Here is a 17,558-nt window from a genome sequence, read left to right on the forward strand (position 1 = left end):
GAGACCATGGCTGAGGTTTCATCGCAGACTCTGCACATCGTTGCGCGCGAGCTCGCCAGCGAACTGAACGAAGCACGAGCTTCGTTGGAAGCGTTCGGCGAGCAGCAAGACAATCTCGCGCTGCTGCGTAAGTGCAATGAACACCTGCACGCGGTGCACGGCGCCCTGCGCGTCGCCGAAGTGTATGGCGCGGCGCTGCTGGCCGAAGAAATGGGCCAGGTCGCGAACTATCTGATCGCGAACTTCAACGAGAAACGTCATCTCGCCGAAGGCCTCGACGCGCTGATGCGCGCGATGGTCCAGCTGCCGACGTATCTCGAACGCGTGATGAGCGGCGGGCGCGACATGGCGCTCGTGCTGTTGCCTCTGTTGAACGACCTGCGCGCGGTGCGCGGTCATGCGCTGTTGTCCGAAGGCACGCTGCTGCTGCTGAATCTCAGCTCGGATCAACAGGCGAACCCGGTCGCGAATTCCGGCGAAGCCGCGCTGACCGTCGCGCAATGGGCGCGCAAGCTGCGCACTCGTTTCCAGCTGGGCCTGCTCGGCTGGATCAAGGGCGAGCGCCTGGATCAGAACCTGGAGATCCTGTCGCGCACCGCCGAGAAACTCGAACACGTCGCGACCACACAAGCTGTATTCCAGCTGTGGTGGGTGGTCGGCGCGGTGCTCGAAGCATTGCGCGAGGGCGGTCTCGAAGGCAGCGCCTCGATCAAACGTCTGCTCGGTCAGGCCGACCGCGAGATGAAACGTTTGTATGAATCGGGCGAAGCGCGTTATTCCGATTCGCCGCCGCTCGAGCTGCTGAACAACGTGCTTTATTACGTGGCTCGTGCGCGCACCAATGGCCCGCGCGTCGCTGCTGTTCGCGCATCGTTCCGTCTGTCCGAGCTGCTGCCGGTCGACGACGGCGTCGAGCAAGCCCGCGAAAGCCTGTCTGCGCCGTCGGTCAAGCTGATGAAGACCGTGGCCGCCGCGATCAAGGAAGATCTGAGCCGCGTCAAAGACGCGCTCGATATCTTCGTTCGCCAGGGCGGCACCCAGGTCGACGAGCTCGCGCCGCAGCTGGAATTGTTGAAGAAGATCGCCGATACGCTCGGTGTGCTCGGCCTCGGTGAGTTGCGCGACAAAGTGCAGTCCGAGACCACGGATCTGCAAGCCATCGTGGCGAACAAGTCCAAGGCCAGCGAAGGCACCCTGCTGCGTATGGCGGCGACGCTCATCAAGGTCGAAGACAGTCTCGACGAACAGTTGGTCGGCATGATCGTTCCGACCGCGACCGAGTCAGGCAGCGCGCCGGCGAAACCGGCCGGCCCGGACGAAATCGAATTCCGTCTCGTGACCGAGGCGGTGCTGCGCGAATGTATCGTCAACATGGCGCGCATCAAGGAAGCGATCGCGCACACGTTGGACAAGCCTCGCGAAGGCGCGGCCGTCGATCAGATTCCTCAGCTCATGCGCGGCATCACCGCCGGCCTGCTGATGCTGGGCAAGACCCGCGTCGTCGAAATCATGGAAGGCATCGACAAGGCGCTGCAGAACTTCGTGCGCAGCGATGGCCTGACGTTGCCGCAAGAGGCGGTCGATCGTCTCGCCGACGCCATCGTCGCCGTCGAGTACTACATGGAAACCATCCAGGCCGGCCGCGCCGATCCCTGGTACATGCTCGACAACGCCGAAACCTGCCTGCGTTATCTCGCTGAAACGCCGCCGGTGCCACGTGTCGAAGCGTTCGGCGGCACGACTGCCGATCACGCTCGCACCGTTGTCATCGAGCCGCACGCGCCGACCGTTGCGCTCGGCACCGAACATGAGCCGACTGCTGTGCTCGATCCGGTCACGCACGAAGTGCGCCGTCCGACCAAGCCGGTCGCCGCCCCGCAGCCGCCTCCGGCTCCGCCCGCGATGCCGCCTGCACTCACGAAGCCCGTCGATCGCGAAGTCGATCCGGAATTCGTCGAGCTGTTCATCGAAGAGGCCAAGGACGAGATCGCCAAGCTCAACCAGTTCTTCCCGCTGTGGGATTCGAACCCGCAGGACCAGGAAGCGCTGGTCAACGTGCGTCGTTCCTTCCATACGTTGAAGGGCTCCGGTCGCATGGTGGGCGCACAGCTCATCGGCGACTTCGCCTGGTCGGTCGAGAACCTGTTGAATCGGGTGATCAACAAGACGTTGGATCGCACGCCCGACATGATGAGCCTGATGCGCTCGGCCGTGGCCGCCATCCCCGAGCTGGTCGAACAGCTCGAGACGGGACGCGCGCCGCAAGCCGATATCGCGAAGATCATCAACACGGCGAACACGCTCGCCGGTGTGCGCCCGCCGTCCGCGACGCAGGCAATGGCCGCCGCTCCTGCCGCTGCGCCGGTTCGCCGTCCGGAACCCCCGGTGCTTACGGCAACCGCCATGGAGGCGCCGACGCTGTCACCTCTGCCGGAAAAAAAAACAGCCCCAGCCCCAGAGGCAATAACCCCCGCGGCGGCATCGGCAGAATCCCCAATGGACCCGGGGCTCCACGAGATCTACGCCAAAGAAACCGCGGGGCACCTCGGGACGATTCATAAGTTCATCGCGGCCTGCCGGCTCGCGACGCCTCCTTATGCCGTCACCGAAGATCTGCATCGCTCGTGTCATACGCTGAGCGGCACGGCGAAAACCGCCGGCGCGCGTCAAGGCATCAAGATCGCGGAGCCGCTGAATCGATACATTCGCAAGCTCTACGATAATTCCATCGGCATGTCCGATGCCGGGCTGGCTTCGTTGTCGGATGCGGTGACCGCGATTCAGCAGGTGGTCGAGAACATCAACGAGAACACCGGCTTCTTCCTCGACCACGATCTGATCGTGCGTCGCCTGCACGATCTGGAGAATGCCCTCGACTCGGAAATCTCCCGCATCGCCGAGCTCGGCGCATCCACGACTGCCAACGCCACTAATAGCGAAGCCACGGGCGAGCATTTCGTTACGTCGACCGCGGCGACCAGTATCAACCAACAGATCAGTGTTCGCGCGCCGCTCGCGCCTGTCGATGTCGAAGAGATGTCGCTCACGGCGGTGAACGCGATGCTGCCCCCCATCGAGCCGGAAACCTTCGAGCTCAGCCCCGTCGAGCCGAGTGTGCTCGAGTCGGGCACGCTGGATGCGACCACGCTGATCGGCGAAGACATCAATTTCAATGCGCCGGAAGTGTCGATCGAGGAGATCGATCTGGCCGCGCCCGAAATGATCGTCGAGGAAATCACGCTCGATGCCGCCGAGCTCACCGGCGAATCGATCACGCTCGATGCGCCGAGCGCCGGCGCCACCGAGGCAACCGGCGAACAGATCGTGCTCGGCTCGGTCGAAGTCACGCCGGAAGAAATCACCTTGGGTGAGTCGGCCGGTGAGGTGGTCGAGCTCGAGGCGGGCTTCAACGGCCTCGATACGCTGCAGTGGTCGTACGAGAACTTCCCCAAGGCAGAGGCCAGTGCCGCGGCCAACAGCGATGTTTCCAACGGCGAAGTGGTGGTCGAGGAAGTCGAGCTGACTGCGGACGGCGATCTCACGCTGGAAGCGGCGGCGCTCGAGGCTTTGACCCAGGAAGAGCCGGGCATCATCGTCGACGAAGATCAATTGCTGCTCGATGAGAGCAATCGCGCGCTGCTGCAGATGAATGAGCCGCTGCCCGAAGAGGCCACGGATCTCATCGTCGAGACCGCACCGTGGGCGGCTGAGTTTGAGCCGCCGGTGTTGCCGGTTGAGTCGGCCGTGCCGGCACGCGAGTCGGCGCATGCCCGCGACGATGCGGAGACGATTCGCAGCCCGCTGCTTCGGCCGGCCGCGGATGAAACGTTGGCGAGCGCGTCTGCTGAGCCTCCGGCGCACGGAGCGTTTGCTACTGATGATGCTGAGCGCGCGCAGGAAGCGTTTGCTAGTGACGCTGGTGAGTCGGCGGCGCAGGGAACGTTTGCTAGTGACGCTGGTGAGTCGGCGGCGCAGGGAACGTTTGCTAGTGACGCTGCTGAGCCGACGCGCGGAACGTTGGCGAGCGACGCTGCTGAGCCGGCGCGCGGAACGTTGGCGAGCGACACTGTTGAGCCGACGCGCGGAACGTTGGCGAGTGAGGCTGCTGAGTCGGCGTATGGAACGTCGGCCAGTGACGCTGCTGAGTCAGCGCACGGAGCGTTGGCGGGTGACGCCGCCGTGTCGGCCGCTTCGCCGGCCGTCGCCGCGGCTGCCGCGTCTTCGATCTTCGAGGCCGCGCCGGTCGGCCCTGAATCTCACACTACTTCCGAAGTAGCACCAGCTGCGCAGCAGCTCGGTGCGTCGGCGGACGCTGAGCAACCGTACGCGACGGCTTCTCAGCCGGTAGAAACTCCGATTTCCGAGCCGGCGTCGATCGCCGCTCAGTCCGAAACTGTTTCTGAAGTCGTGCCGGCTGCGCAGCAGCCAGGCGCGTTGCCCGCGACAGCGGCTCCGGCTTCGGCGCCGATCGAGGAAGAAGAGGGCGATTACGACGACAGCGATTTCGATCCCGACGTCGCGGCCATCTTCACCGAAGAGGCCACCGAGCTGCTCGAAACCGCCGATCAATCGCTCTCCTCCTGGATCCGTGACCGCGCCAACAGCGCTCTGGTCTTCGAGCTGAAGCGCGTCGTGCACACGCTGAAGGGCGGTGCTCGCATGGCCGGCATCCGGGCCATGGGCGATCTCAGCCACGAGTTGGAAACATTGATGGGGCTGGTCGAAACCGGCCAGGTCCCCGCCGAGCAGAGGGTCTTCGACGCCCTGCAGGCCAGCCTCGACGAACTGCATCGCATGCGCGACGTCGTCGCCAGTGGCGACCGCTGCAAGCCGGCGCGCGAGTTGATGAGGCGCATTCGTGCGCTGTGTAACGGGGAAGCGGAAGAAGCGGCCCCGACCGCCGAAACGCCAGCGACGCCGTCGCCCGCTGCGATGATGGCCGCCGCGATTTCGCCGGCCGCGCCGATCGCGCCGGAAGTGGTGCCGCCAGCCGCGCTGACACCCGCGCCGCTGTTCGAAGCACCCGCCGAAGAAGTCGTCGAAATCGAAAGCTACTCGCCCGACGATAAAGACATCGGCTCGCAAACCGACATCGTCCCGACGCTCACCGACATCGAAGCGTTGCTCGAAGAAGAAGCCGCCGCTGAAAGAGCGCTCGCCGCAGAGGCACGATCCGAAGGCGGCTGGAGTGAAGAAACAACGGCTGCGAGCCGGAGCGCAGTGGCGCCCGACGTCGAAGCCGTCTCCGAAGTGGAAGTTGAATTCGGTGCCGACGAGCTGGGCGCCGTCGCGCCTCGCGAAGCGGTGCGCGTCGAAGAGGTTCCGGACGCTGCCATTCAAGCCGAGCATGCTTCAACCGGCGTGCACGCGGCCCACGACGTTTCCGTAGTCGCCCCCGAGCTGCCGCCCGATGGCGAGCAGCAACAGGAAGAAGCCGCCGAACAAGCCGCGCCCGCTCTGCCAGGCCGCGAAAAGCAGGCCGCGCAGGAGCCACGCGAATTCGCTCGCGTCGACGCCGACCTGCTCGACAACCTGCTCAACAACGCCGGCGAAGTCAGCATCTTCCGCTCGCGCATGGAACAGCAGGTCAGCTCCATCGAGTTCAACCTCGCCGAGCTGGGTCGCACCGTCACGCGCTTGAAGGATCAGCTGCGCAAGATCGAGCTGGAAACCGAATCCCAGATCCTGCATCGCCATCAGGAAGACTATCCGGATCGCGCCGACTTCGATCCGCTGGAAATGGATCGTTATTCGAGCCTGCAGCAGCTGACGCGCGCGTTCGCCGAATCGGTGAGCGACGTGAGCTCCATCGAAGGCCTGCTGGAAAACCTCACGCGCGAAGCGCAGAACCTGTTGTTGCAACAGTCGCGCGTCGTGACCGAAATGCAGAACGGCCTGATGCGCACGCGCATGGTGCCGTTCCAGCGCCACGTGCAACGTCTGAGCCGTCTGGTCCGCCAGGTGGCGAACGACACCAAGAAGAGCGTCGAACTGGTCGTGCAAGGCGCGAACGGCGAGCTCGATCGTCAGGTGCTGGAGCGCATGCTGCCGCCGTTCGAGCACATGCTGCGCAACTCCGTCGTGCACGGTATCGAAACGCCGGAAGAACGCGTCGCACGCGGCAAGCCGGCGCAAGGTACGATCAAAGTCGGCCTGCACCGCGAAGGCTCGGAAATGGTCATCGTGCTCGAAGACGATGGTCGCGGCATCGACGTGAATGCCGTGCGTGAGCGCGCCAGGCAGAAGGGCTTGTTACAAGCCGGTCGCGTGCTGACCGACGAAGAAGCCATGCAACTCATTCTCGAGCCCGGCTTCAGCACTGCCAGCACCATCACTCAACATGCGGGCCGCGGCGTCGGCATGGACGTGGTGGTCAACGAGATCAAGAAGCTCGGCGGCGCATTGTTCACGGCCTCCGAGTTGGGCAAGGGCGTGAAGTTCACGATTCGCCTGCCGTTCACGCTGGCTATCACGCAAGCGTTGATCGTCCGTACCGGCGACGAGCTGTATGCGTTGCCGCTGCCGTCGGTCGAAGGCGTCGCGCGTATTCCGAAGTCGGAAGTGCAGAGACATCTGGCCGAGGAAGTGCCGACGTTTACGTACGGCGGACAGGTCTATCGCTTGCAACATCTCGGCGCGTTCGTCGGCGGCGGTCCGTCGGCACTGCCCGAGCTCGATGTGTCCGTGCCGCTGATTCTGATTCGCGCCGGCGAGCATTCGACCGCGATCGTCACGGACGAGCTGGTCGGCAGCCGCGAGATGGTGGTGAAGTCGGTGGGCCCGCAGATCGCGACGATTCGCGGTATCGCCGGTGCCACGATTCTCGGCGACGGTCGCATCGTCATCATCTTGGACATGGGTACGCTGGTGCGCTCGGATTGGCGCGGCGGCCGGCAGCCGTTGGAACAGCAGGGTCCGAAGCAGGACACGCGGACGTTCGCACTGGTCGTCGACGACTCGATCACCGTGCGTCGCGTGACGCAGCGTCTGCTCGAGCGCAATGGCATGCGCGTGATGACGGCGAAGGACGGCGTCGATGCGCTGTCGATCCTCCAGGAACATATCCCGGATGTGATTCTGCTCGACATCGAGATGCCGCGCATGGACGGTTACGAGCTGGCGACCCAAGTGCGCGCCGATGCGCGTCTGACCGATATTCCGATCGTGATGATCACCTCGCGCGTCGGCGAGAAACATCGCGCTCGCGCCATCGAGATCGGCGTCAACGATTACCTCGGCAAGCCGTATCAGGAAAATCAGTTGCTCGACGCCATCGAGCCGCTGGTGCAGGCCCGTAGAAGGAAAGTGTCGTGAGCACTACAGACATACCCTCGCACGAGCTGTACAGCCTGCTGATTCCGCTGGCGCAGGAACGGTTGATCGTGCCGCGCGCGTGCGTGGCTGAAGTCGTGACCTGGCAAACGCCGGAGAAAGTGGCAGGCGTGCCGCCGTGGTATCTGGGCACGATTTCCTGGAGCGGCCGGCCGGTGCCGGTGATCTCTTTTGAAGCCGCATGCGGCCAGCCGGTGCCGACGCCGGGCACGCGTACGCGTATCGTGATATTCGTGGCGTTGAGCAGTCAGGTGACCGGTGGCTACTTCGGTGTCATCACGCAGGGCTTCCCGCAGCTGGTGCGCGTGAACAATGACGTCGTGAAATCGGACCCGAGTCGCACGTTCCCGGAGCGTGGGCCGATCCTGTGTCAGGTGCGCATGCTCAACGAGTCGCCGCTGATCCCGGACTTCGAGCACCTGGAACAGATGATCAGCGAAGAGAGCCGGGCGGCTTGAAGAGTTCGCTCAGTGGTTAGCGTCGCCTGGCAGGTCCTATGTCCTCCCGGCACCGTGCTCCCCTGCTGCCTTCGCTATCGCTCGGCCCGTTGGTCCCATTGCGCTGCGCAGTCCCTGCTCCGCGCAAGCCCAGGGTGTACATCCATGTACACCCGCTCGGCGGAGCGAAGCCGTGCTTCGCTTAAAGGCACCGCCAAGCCCCTGGGCGCACTGCTCCGACAAGGTCCCTCTTGTTCGAAGCTGCCGGGAGGACATAGGACCCACAGCCGCCGCCGACGCGTTCGCTTGGCGCCAGACGTCCAGAAGAGAGACGTTGGTTGTTACTGCAGGTCGCCCCACAACCCTTGAAGCACAGAGAGCGCAACCACCGCCGCTGTTTCGGTTCGGAGCACTCTTGGGCCGAGACGCACCGGCATGAAGCCGGCTTTCTGCGCGGCGAGCAGCTCATCGTCGTCGAGGCCGCCCTCGGGACCGATCAACAACTCCGCCTTGCTGGGCATGCTGGACAAGCCAACGAGCGAGGCCGGTGCGGACGGGCTCAGCACCAGCCGGAAGCCATCCTTTTTCACCGTGGCAAAGTACTCACGCAGCGTCATCGGTGCGGAAACCGCCGGGATCTTCGCGCGGCCGCATTGTTCGCAGGCGCCAATGACGATGCCCTTCCAATGATCACGCTTTTTCACCGCCTGCTTCTCATCGAGGCGCACCACGCTGCGTGCAGTGAGTACCGGGGAGATCGCCGCCACGCCCAGTTCGGTGGCCTTTTGCAGCGTCCAGTCCATGCGTTCGCTGCGCGAGACGCCCTGGACCAGGGTGATTTTCAGCGGCGATTCGGCCGTGCCGGGCGTGGGATCGCTCAGGCTGACGGTGACCTTGTCGCCCGCGACCCGCGTGATCTCGGCGCGAAATTCCTGGCCGCTGCCGTCGAATACACTCAGCGGTGCACCCTCGCGCATGCGCAGAACGCGTGCGACGTGGTAAGCGCCGGCGGCGGGCAGGTCGATCTCGGTGCGACCGGCCAGCGGGCCATCGCAGAAAATTCGGTTCATTCTCATGCTCGCCTCATTGCGAGTGGGGTGATCTTGGAACCCACGCCAGGATCAAGCAAACATTGTGCCGTGACACGGTAACGGAGCCGCCCATGCACTCCACAGCGTCGCCGGAACCTCTGTCCCGGCATCTGCTCGCAGTAGCCGCGGGCATCGACACGGATAGCGGCTGGCTGCGCGCCGCTCGACGCGTGCCGTCGCCGAACTTCGATCCGCGACCGGGCGGCATCTTGCCAGAACTCATCGTCGTCCATGGCATCAGCTTGCCGCCGGATGAGTTCGGCGGGCCCTGGATCGACCGGCTGTTCACCAACACGCTGCCGCCGGCCGAGCATCCGTACTTCGAGAAGATCAAGGATCTGAGGGTGTCCTCGCACTTGCTGATCCGTCGCGACGGCGAGCCGGTGCAGTACGTGCCATTTCAGGAGCGCGCCTGGCACGCCGGTGCGTCGAGCTACCAAGGGCGCGAGCGTTGCAATGATTTCTCCGTCGGCATCGAGTTGGAGGGCGCCGATGAGACGCCGTACGAGCCGGCGCAATATCGTGTGTTGAGCGCAATCATCCTGAGCCTGTGCGAGGCTTACCCGTCGTTGTCGTTGACGCGGATCGCCGGCCATAGCGATATCGCGCCCGGCCGCAAGACCGATCCGGGGCCGGCCTTCGACTGGCAGCGCCTATACGCGTTGATTCGCGCGACCGGCTGATTTCGGCGACAGATTTCGCGCCCGATCATGGCGTCGTGTAGCATCGCCGCCCGGCCCGCAGGCGTTTGAGGACCCTTATTCGATGAACCGCTCCGCCACGGTGCTGCTGACGCTGGTGGCCTTCGCGGCGCTGCTGTTGGCAGTGGCGGCCTGGGCCGGCAAGCGCACGCATAACGCGGCCGATTTCGCGCTCGCGAATCGTCGACTCGGCGTCTGGCTGGTCGCGCTCAGCTGCACAGCGAACACCGTCAATGGCTGGCTGCTCATGACTCTGGCTGGCGCTGCGTTCGCGTGGGGTTTGTCCGCCGTCTGGATCTCCGGCGCATTCATCGCGGGCTCCGCGCTCAATCTGTTCTTCATTGCTCCTCGCCTGCGCGCCATCTCAGTGGGGCAGGGCACGGCCACGTTGTTCCAAGTGTTGAGCGCCGACGCGGGCGATCGTCTGCAACCGTTGGTGTCGCGCTCAGCGCTGCTCATCTTCGTGTCGTGTGTGTTGCTCCAGACCAGCGCGATGCTGCGGTTCGCCGGCGGCCTGCTGGTCGATGAGTTTGGCTTCAACTTGATCAGCATTGCGCTGACCTCGATGTTTCTCATCACCGTATGCGCGTTCGCCGGCGGACTGCGTGCGGCGGCGGTGGGCGATGCTGTGCAAGTAATTGCGGTCGGGGTGTTCGCCGGCCTGCTGTTGCTGGGCTCGAGCGTCGCGATCGAAGGATGGGATCAATTCAAGATTGCTTTCACCGCGCTCGGCCCGCTGGCCACCGATGAGTTCGGCGGTCGCAAGGGCGTGGTCGCGCTGGCATTCGCCGCGGGGGTGTTTGGTATCGGGCTGGGCGTATTGGGGCAGCCGCAACTCGCGACGCGCTTCATGGCGGCTCGCGACGAGAAAACATTGTTTCGAGCCAGCTGGCTGGCACTGGCGTTGATTTCGCTAGTGGTGGGCGTCGTGCTGTGCTGTGGCTGGGCTGCCAGCGTGCTGTACGCCGGACTCAATCGGCCCGAACTGGCGCTGTTTACTATCGCGGATCGGTTGCTGCCACCGCTGCTGGCGGCGTTCATCGCCGCGTCGTTGATCGCGGCGATCTTCGCGAACGTCGGCACTCAGCTGCTGGCGCTCGCGACCACGTTGGGCATCGATTCACGGCGCGTGAACTCGCCGCTCTCGATTGGTTGGAGTCGGGCCGCGATGGTCTTGTCGGCGGTGCTGATCGTGCTGGCGACCTTGTGGGCGCCGGCGAGCGTGTTCGAGCACGCAATGTTTGGTTATTCCGCCATCGGTGCGTCCTTCGGTCCGTTGCTGCTGGTCCGCGTTTGCGGCAAACGGGTGCGTCCCGGCGCGATGCTCGCGGCCATCTGGTCCGGGTTCATTCTGTCGCTGTTGTTTCATTTGTTGCCGGATGCGCCGGGCGATTTCCTGGAACGCGTCATGCCGTTCGTCGCGTCCCTGGGCATTGCCCTGACAGGGGGCGAACGTCGTCGCAATCCGGACCGCGCCGACCGCTCTCAAGAAACCGTGCACGATCGCGTGCCGATTTGAGGTCAGTCGTGGCTGCCACCGCTCGCAAGAAGAAGACGTCGAAGAAGAAGTCCGCGGCACGAAAGAGCGTGCCGAAACGGGGCGCGGTCGCGCCGGCGAGCGACGCCGCCCGGATCATCGCGGCAATCAAGAAAATCCCGCGCGGGAAAGTGTGCACGTACGGCGGTGTTGCCGATGTGGCGGGTTTGCCTCGGCGCGCCCGGTTGGTCGGAACCGTGTTACGACAGACCCCGGCGTCCCGAGGCGTGCCCTGGTTCCGGGTCATCAATGCCAGCGGTCGCATTTCCTTTCCGGCCGGCAGCGATGGCTACGCCCGTCAACGCAAGCACTTGGAAAATGAAGGCGTGGATTTCGTCGGCGGTCGGGTGAACCTGGACGTCTATGGCTGGCCGCCCCACGAAAAGATGCTGGATGAGCTGCTGTGGGGCCCCGCCTGAAAATCCTTACCTCGCCTTAACCCGATTCGACCCGACCCTCCGTTCCTATCCCCAGTGACGCAAGCCGCGTCGGAGTGGGGAGCGAAGTCATGAACCGGGTCGTCAGTCGGGGATCCTTGTTGATTGCTGCTGCCGTGCTTGCCGCCTGCGCCGCCAAGCGCGAGGAAACCGAAGTTTCAGCGCACCAGGCGGGCACCGCGCCGCCGCCCCCCGTCGAGGCCCGGACCGCCGACAAGGTGGTCGACGAGCGCACTCGCCAGACCGTGACATACGTCGATCTGCAGCGGCCGGCGGCGTCGCCGGGATTTGTACCTCCGCCGGAGATGGCGATTGAAATGGACGCGGTCGCCAGCGCGCCGGCCACCCAAGCGGAGATGAAAATGGCCTCGGGCAACTTCGCGCCGCCCGCGGCGAGGTTGGCGATGCCGAATCCCGCCGACACCGAGCGCTATCAGCATCAGAAGGATAACGGCGTGCACCTTGCCGTCGAGCAGCCGGTCTCGACCTTCTCCATCGACGTCGATACCGGCGCCTATGCGAACGTGCGTCGTTTCCTCAATGAAGGTCGGTTGCCGCCGCAGGATGCGGTCCGTGTCGAGGAGCTGATCAACTACTTCGATTATGAATATGCGACACCGAACAGTCGTGACACGCCGTTCCGTGTCTCTACCGAGCTCGCCGCGGCACCGTGGAATTCACAAGCGTTGCTGATGCGTATCGGCATCAAAGGGTTCGAGATCGAAGCGAAGGAACGTCCGTCCGCGAACCTGGTGTTCCTGATCGATGTGTCGGGCTCGATGGACTCGCCCGATAAATTGCCGCTGCTGAAGAACGCGTTCCGCATGCTTACGGATCAGCTGACCGGTCGGGACCGCGTGTCGATGGTTGTATATGCCGGCAGCTCGGGCGTCGTGCTCGAGCCCACGCCGGGCAATGCGAAGAATCAAATTCAAGAAGCGCTCGCTCGCTTGTCCGCCGGCGGCTCGACCAACGGCGCCTCCGGCATCCAGCTCGCCTACAAACTGGCGCACGATACGTTCGTCAAAGGCGGCATCAATCGAGTCGTGCTGGCGACCGATGGTGATTTCAACGTCGGTACCGTGGACTTCGAAGCGCTGGTGGACATCGTCGAGCGCGAGCGCGCCACCGGCGTCGAGCTGACGACGCTCGGCTTCGGCACAGGCAACTATAACGAACAGCTCATGGAACGGCTTGCCGATGCGGGCAACGGCAACTATGCATACATCGATACGTTGTCCGAAGCGCGCAAGGTGCTCGTCTCGCAGCTCAGCTCGACGCTGTACACCATCGCCAAGGATGTGAAGATCCAGGTCGAGTTCAATCCCACCGAGGTGCTCGAGTATCGTCTCATCGGTTACGAGAACCGCATGCTGGCGCGCGAAGACTTCAACAACGACAAGGTCGATGCGGGCGAGATCGGCGCCGGTCATCGTGTCACCGCGTTGTATGAAGTGGTGCCGGTGGGCGCGAAGGGACGCGTCGATTCGTTACGGTACGGGGCCAAGAACGATCTTGCGGCCGGCAAGGGCGAACTCGCCAACGTCCGGCTGCGTTACAAGAAGCCGGGTTCCGATAGCAGCCAGCTGCTGGAATATCCGATCCGCAAGGATGCGGTCACCGAGCAGCAGTCCACCGACTTTCGCTTCGCCGCCAGTGTCGCGGCGTTCGGCCAGCTGTTGCGGGGTGGAAAATACATGGGTGACTTCAACTATGGCGATGTCACCAGGCTCGCGCGTGGCGCGATGGGTGAGGATCGAGACGGGTATCGCAAGGAGTTCGTGTCCCTGGTGGCGCTGGCCAAGAGTCTGACGCCGTCTGCCGATGTGAGTAAAGTCAGCCAGATCTCAGAATGACGCATTGCTGATACTCTTAGCTGCATGGATCTTCCTTCCACTCCTGGCCCGCAGCCCATGTCGGCTGCGGCGGGCGAAGTCACCGGTGCGGTTGGCGCGGCGGTGTCGACCATTGGGTCGGCACCGGACGATGCCACGCTCATGCTTCGCTATCGCAAGGGCGATGTGCGGGCGTTCGAGATCCTTTACGAGCGTCACAAGGGCGCGCTGTATCGCTATCTGAATCGGCTGTGCCGGAGTCCGGAGGTGGCGAATGATTTGTTTCAGGAGGTGTGGAGCAAGGTGATCGCCAGTCGCGAGCGCTACGAGGCGCGGGCCAGGTTCACGACGTTCCTGTTTCATATCGCGCACAACTGTGCGATCGACTACTTCCGGCGCGCCGGGCGGCCGCAGGAAAAAGGTGCACAGGACGTCGATGCCATGGCGGACGAGCTGTCGGGGCCGAGTCATGAAAGTCCCGATGCCGCGCTCGCCGAAGCTCAGCTGCGCGCGGATTTCAAGCGCGCCCTGGATGAATTGCCGGCAGAACAGCGCGATGTATTTCTTCTGTACGAAGAGACCGGGCTTGGTCTGGAGGATATCGGGCGCATCACGGGTGTTGCCATGGAAACGGCCAAGAGCCGTCTGCGTTATGCGTTAGCCAAGCTTCGCGGGGCGCTGCGCCAGCATCAATCTCCGACTTTGCAGTCGAGCGTGTCATGACTGAACCCACCGACAAGCCGTTGCTGGACGACCAGCAGCTGGATGAATACCTGAAGGGGGATTCCAGCGTGTCACGTCAGTATCGTCAGCTGCCTCGCGACGATGTGCCGCCGTCGCTCGATCGCCTGGTGCTTCGTCAGGCCGAAGATGCGGTGAAACGTCCGTCGCGTCCCGCGTGGATGAGCTGGGCGAAGCCGCTGGCAGTTGCGGCGTCGGCCGTGCTGGTGGTTTCTATCGTGGTCGAAACCGGGTTGCGTGATGAAACGATGGTGACGTCGCAGTCCGCGCAGGGTTCGATTGAAGCAAAAAAGATCGAGGCACCCGCCGAAGCCGCGCCTGCCTCCCCGAAGGCCGAGGCCCCGCCGCCGGTCGTGTACGTTGATCTAAACAGGCCCGGAAAACCCGTGCCCTTTGTTCCACCCCCCGAAATCGATATCGCTCCCCCACCCGCAGCAGCTCCCGTGCCCGCTCCCGCGCCGGAGATGAGGGCGCGTATCGTTACACGCGAACCCGCGGACGCTTCCATGGAAGAATCGCTCGCCAAGGCCGAGCAAGAAGACAAAGCCGCGTTTGCAGCCGACGAATCGCGAGAGAAAGTCGCTCGAGAAGAAGACAACCGAGTCCAAGCGCAGTCCGCCGCCGCTCAACGCAACGCCGAACCCGCAGCCGTGCTCAGCTACTCGCGCCCGATTAGCTCCACCGCCGTCGACAACGCGGCGACGTTGAAGAAGACATACACGGACCCGGAAGCGTGGCTGAAAGACATTCGTCAGCTGCGGAAAGATAACAAACAAGAAGACGCCGATCGGGAATGGCGGCGGTTCCGGGAGAAGTTTCCGGATTATGGGGTGGCGGAGACGGATGCCGCGCGCGAAGTGAAGAAGTAGGTTTGTTTCCAGCGTGGGCTGGTCATCAAAGCTTGCGACCGCTGTCGCGGACCTTGAGGCTCTGAAGGTCCGCGCCGCCTACCTCACCGCCCCCGCAATCCGCGGCAAATAAATCTGCAACGTCGTGCCGCGTCCAACCTCGCTATCGATCTTCACTCTGCCACCGGCGCGCGCGACGATCTGATCGACGATCACCAACCCAAGCCCTGTGCCCCGATCACCCTTCGTAGTGAAGAAAGGTTTGAACGCGTTGAGCCGGGTCATCTCATCCATCCCCGCGCCGCTGTCGCGGACGTAGATCGCGACATACGTCGCACGCTCGTCATCTTCATCGCCGACGATGGCGTCTTCGTAGTCGATGTCGAGATCGCCGCCGGAGGGCATGGCGTCGCGGGCATTCAATACGAGGTTGAGCATCATGCGTTCGAATTGCGCGGCGTCCATGAAGACGCGGCTGACCGGGCCGGAGCTGCGGACGCGCAGGCGGATGCCGGCGCCGAGCAGTACGCGAAACATGTGAGAGCATTTCGACAACGCCGCGCCGACGTCGAGGACGCGAGGTGACACGGGGTCGTCCTTGCCGAAGCTCATGATTTCCTGAGTGAGCGTCTGGCCGCGCTGGAGCGCGTCGATGACGCGTTGAGCGTAGTGGTCGGCTTGAGGGGCGAGATTGGGGACGCGACGGATCAATTCGGTGAAGCCCAGCGCGATACTCACAATTCCCCGAAAGTCGTGCGCGACACCTGCCGCCATGCGTCCGAGTGCTTCCATTCGGTGCAGTTCCATCAAGTGGCGTTGATAGCTTTCCAGCGCCGTCTCGGCATGGCGGTGCTCATATTCGCCATAAACGCGCGCAATCGTGTCAGCGACCGTCGCGGCGAAATCGCTCTCGGCTTCAGTCCAGGTGCGCGGCGCGCCGATATGTTCGTGACAAACGACGCCGGCCACTTTGCCGCTGACGTAAATGGGCGCATCCAATAATGAAGTGATCCCGAGAGGCTCGAGATAGGACGCGCGCAGCTCGCCGGTCGTGGTGGCGTCCGGGGCGTGGTCGGCGGCGATGGTGCGTTGCTGTTCCAGGGCCTGGAAATAACTGGGGAAATCCTGCGCGCGCAGTACCGCGCCCTGAAATACTTGCTGGCTGGAAAACTGCAACAGATATCGGCAGCGCAGGGCGCGATTCTCGTCGGCCAGGATCCAGACGCCGACGCGTTCGACATGCAAGGCGCGGGCGGCGATGTCCGCCAGTTGTAACCACAGGTCGCGCAGTTGCGACTCGGGGCTGGCGTGCAGCCGGGCCAGCTGCATGCGCGCCGCTTCGAACGAAGCCGGGCTTCCGCTGCCTTCTCCCTGCTGAGTTTGTGCGCTCATGCGGCCTGCCGAGATGCGAGGTCTGGCCGACTGTACCCTTCACCGGCGCGACATCCAATACGTTCAGCGGGGCATGCGGTAGAATCCCGGCCGGTAGTCGCGTGCCCGGAACGGAACGATGGAAAAGACGATCGAAAAATTGTTGTTTGCCAGCCGCTGGATTCTGGCGCCGGTCTATCTGGGCATGTCGCTGGCGCTGGTCGCGCTGGGCATCAAGTTCTTCATGGAGCTGTACCACCTGCTGTCGCACATCGTGTCGATGGCCGAGGCCGAAATGGTGCTCGTGCTGCTCGCCCTGGTCGACATGGTGCTGGTGGGCAGCCTGATCGTCATGGTGATGTTCTCGGGCTACGAGAACTTCGTGTCGGCACTCGACGTGGACGAGGGCACGGAAAAGTTGAGCTGGCTGGGCAAGCTCGACGCCAACTCCCTCAAGCTCAAGGTGGCGTCGTCCATCGTCGCGATCTCATCGATTCATCTGTTGCGTGCCTTCATGGAGACGCCCACGCTGGCCGAACGCGGCAACACCTTGATGTGGTACGTGCTCATCCATCTTACGTTCGTGGTGTCGGCGGTGATGATGGGTGTGCTCGATCGTATTACCGCCAAGTCACACGGCACTCACGATCACGACGGCGAGGCCTGAGCCTCGCCACCGTGCCGGGCGGCCTCAGGCGGCCGTGTGCTGTTCCGGTTCCTGGCCTTCCGGATAGAACTCCATCGAGGCTGAATTCAGGCAATAACGCTGATGGGTCGGCGGCGGACCGTCGGGGAACACGTGCCCGAGGTGGCCGTCGCAGCGGCGGCAGCGGATCTCGGTGCGGATCATGCCGTGGCTGATGTCGCGCAGTTCGGTGATGTGCTCGGGATCGAACGGCTGATAAAAGCTCGGCCAGCCGGTGCCGGACTCGAACTTGGCATTGGCCTGGAACAGCGGCAGTCCGCACAGGCGGCAGGCATAGAGTCCCGACTCCTTGTTGTTCAGCAAAGTCCCGCAGAACGGTCGCTCGGTGCCGTGATCCAGCAGGATGTGGCGCTCTTCCGGCGTCAGCGAGGCCGCCAGCCGTTCGCGCTCGGCCTTGCCCAGGGGGCGCAGGTCGTAGCCGCTGGCGGAAGTGGTGGCCTGTTCATTGGGCTTTTGCATGGGGGGCGTCCTCGGATGGGCGGTCTGGCGAGAATTGGCGGCGGTCGCCGCCAAGTCAAGGTG

12 protein-coding genes are annotated in these 17,558 nt (G+C 63.8%); 9 read left to right on the forward strand and 3 right to left on the reverse strand.

The window, feature by feature from the left end:
* Positions 1 to 6: 6 nt before the first annotated feature.
* Complete coding sequence (locus EKO19_RS11850; RefSeq protein ID WP_129776621.1) at positions 7 to 7,314, forward strand: Hpt domain-containing protein; 7,308 nt, start codon at positions 7 to 9, stop codon at positions 7,312 to 7,314.
* Positions 7,311 to 7,790, forward strand: coding sequence for a chemotaxis protein CheW (locus tag EKO19_RS11855; RefSeq protein WP_129776622.1), 480 nt, complete (start codon positions 7,311 to 7,313; stop codon positions 7,788 to 7,790). The genes EKO19_RS11850 and EKO19_RS11855 overlap by 4 nt, the downstream gene beginning before the upstream one ends.
* A gap of 320 nt (positions 7,791 to 8,110) precedes the next feature.
* Here the strand turns inward: EKO19_RS11855 and EKO19_RS11860 are convergent, their stop codons facing one another.
* Complete coding sequence (locus EKO19_RS11860; protein ID WP_129776623.1) at positions 8,111 to 8,845, reverse strand: 16S rRNA (uracil(1498)-N(3))-methyltransferase; 735 nt, start codon at positions 8,843 to 8,845, stop codon at positions 8,111 to 8,113.
* Positions 8,846 to 8,931: 86 nt separating this feature from the next.
* Between EKO19_RS11860 and ampD the strand changes: the two genes are divergently transcribed.
* The 6 genes from ampD to EKO19_RS11890 all read left to right on the forward strand — a co-directional run bounded on the left by ampD (position 8,932) and on the right by EKO19_RS11890 (position 14,980).
* Complete coding sequence (gene ampD, locus EKO19_RS11865; protein WP_129776624.1) at positions 8,932 to 9,543, forward strand: 1,6-anhydro-N-acetylmuramyl-L-alanine amidase AmpD; 612 nt, start codon at positions 8,932 to 8,934, stop codon at positions 9,541 to 9,543.
* Positions 9,544 to 9,625: 82 nt separating this feature from the next.
* Entirely contained in the window at positions 9,626 to 11,080 is a 1,455-nt protein-coding gene (locus EKO19_RS11870) for a sodium:solute symporter family transporter (protein WP_129776625.1), read from the forward strand.
* Between the two features lie 8 nt (positions 11,081 to 11,088).
* Positions 11,089 to 11,517: an MGMT family protein gene (locus tag EKO19_RS11875; RefSeq protein ID WP_217705273.1), complete on the forward strand. Its 429-nt coding sequence runs from the start codon at positions 11,089 to 11,091 to the stop codon at positions 11,515 to 11,517.
* Between the two features lie 89 nt (positions 11,518 to 11,606).
* Complete coding sequence (locus tag EKO19_RS11880; protein ID WP_129776626.1) at positions 11,607 to 13,391, forward strand: vWA domain-containing protein; 1,785 nt, start codon at positions 11,607 to 11,609, stop codon at positions 13,389 to 13,391.
* Positions 13,392 to 13,415: 24 nt separating this feature from the next.
* Positions 13,416 to 14,093, forward strand: coding sequence for an RNA polymerase sigma factor (locus tag EKO19_RS11885; RefSeq protein ID WP_129776627.1), 678 nt, complete (start codon positions 13,416 to 13,418; stop codon positions 14,091 to 14,093).
* Complete coding sequence (locus EKO19_RS11890) at positions 14,090 to 14,980, forward strand: hypothetical protein (protein WP_129776628.1); 891 nt, start codon at positions 14,090 to 14,092, stop codon at positions 14,978 to 14,980. The genes EKO19_RS11885 and EKO19_RS11890 overlap by 4 nt, the downstream gene beginning before the upstream one ends.
* A gap of 78 nt (positions 14,981 to 15,058) precedes the next feature.
* Here EKO19_RS11890 and EKO19_RS11895 read toward each other — a convergent pair whose 3' ends face one another.
* Positions 15,059 to 16,351, reverse strand: a complete 1,293-nt coding sequence (locus EKO19_RS11895; RefSeq protein ID WP_129776629.1) for an ATP-binding protein — start codon at positions 16,349 to 16,351, stop codon at positions 15,059 to 15,061.
* A gap of 118 nt (positions 16,352 to 16,469) precedes the next feature.
* Between EKO19_RS11895 and EKO19_RS11900 the strand changes: the two genes are divergently transcribed.
* On the forward strand, positions 16,470 to 16,997 hold the full coding sequence (locus tag EKO19_RS11900) for a TIGR00645 family protein (RefSeq protein ID WP_129776630.1): 528 nt from the start codon (positions 16,470 to 16,472) through the stop codon (positions 16,995 to 16,997).
* 24 nt (positions 16,998 to 17,021) lie between these two features.
* Here the strand turns inward: EKO19_RS11900 and msrB are convergent, their stop codons facing one another.
* Positions 17,022 to 17,495, reverse strand: a complete 474-nt coding sequence (gene msrB / locus EKO19_RS11905) for a peptide-methionine (R)-S-oxide reductase MsrB (protein WP_129776631.1) — start codon at positions 17,493 to 17,495, stop codon at positions 17,022 to 17,024.
* Positions 17,496 to 17,558 lie beyond the last annotated feature (63 nt).

It is taken from the genome of Peristeroidobacter soli (assembly GCF_004138485.1).
Lineage (GTDB): Bacteria > Pseudomonadota > Gammaproteobacteria > Steroidobacterales > Steroidobacteraceae > Steroidobacter > Steroidobacter soli.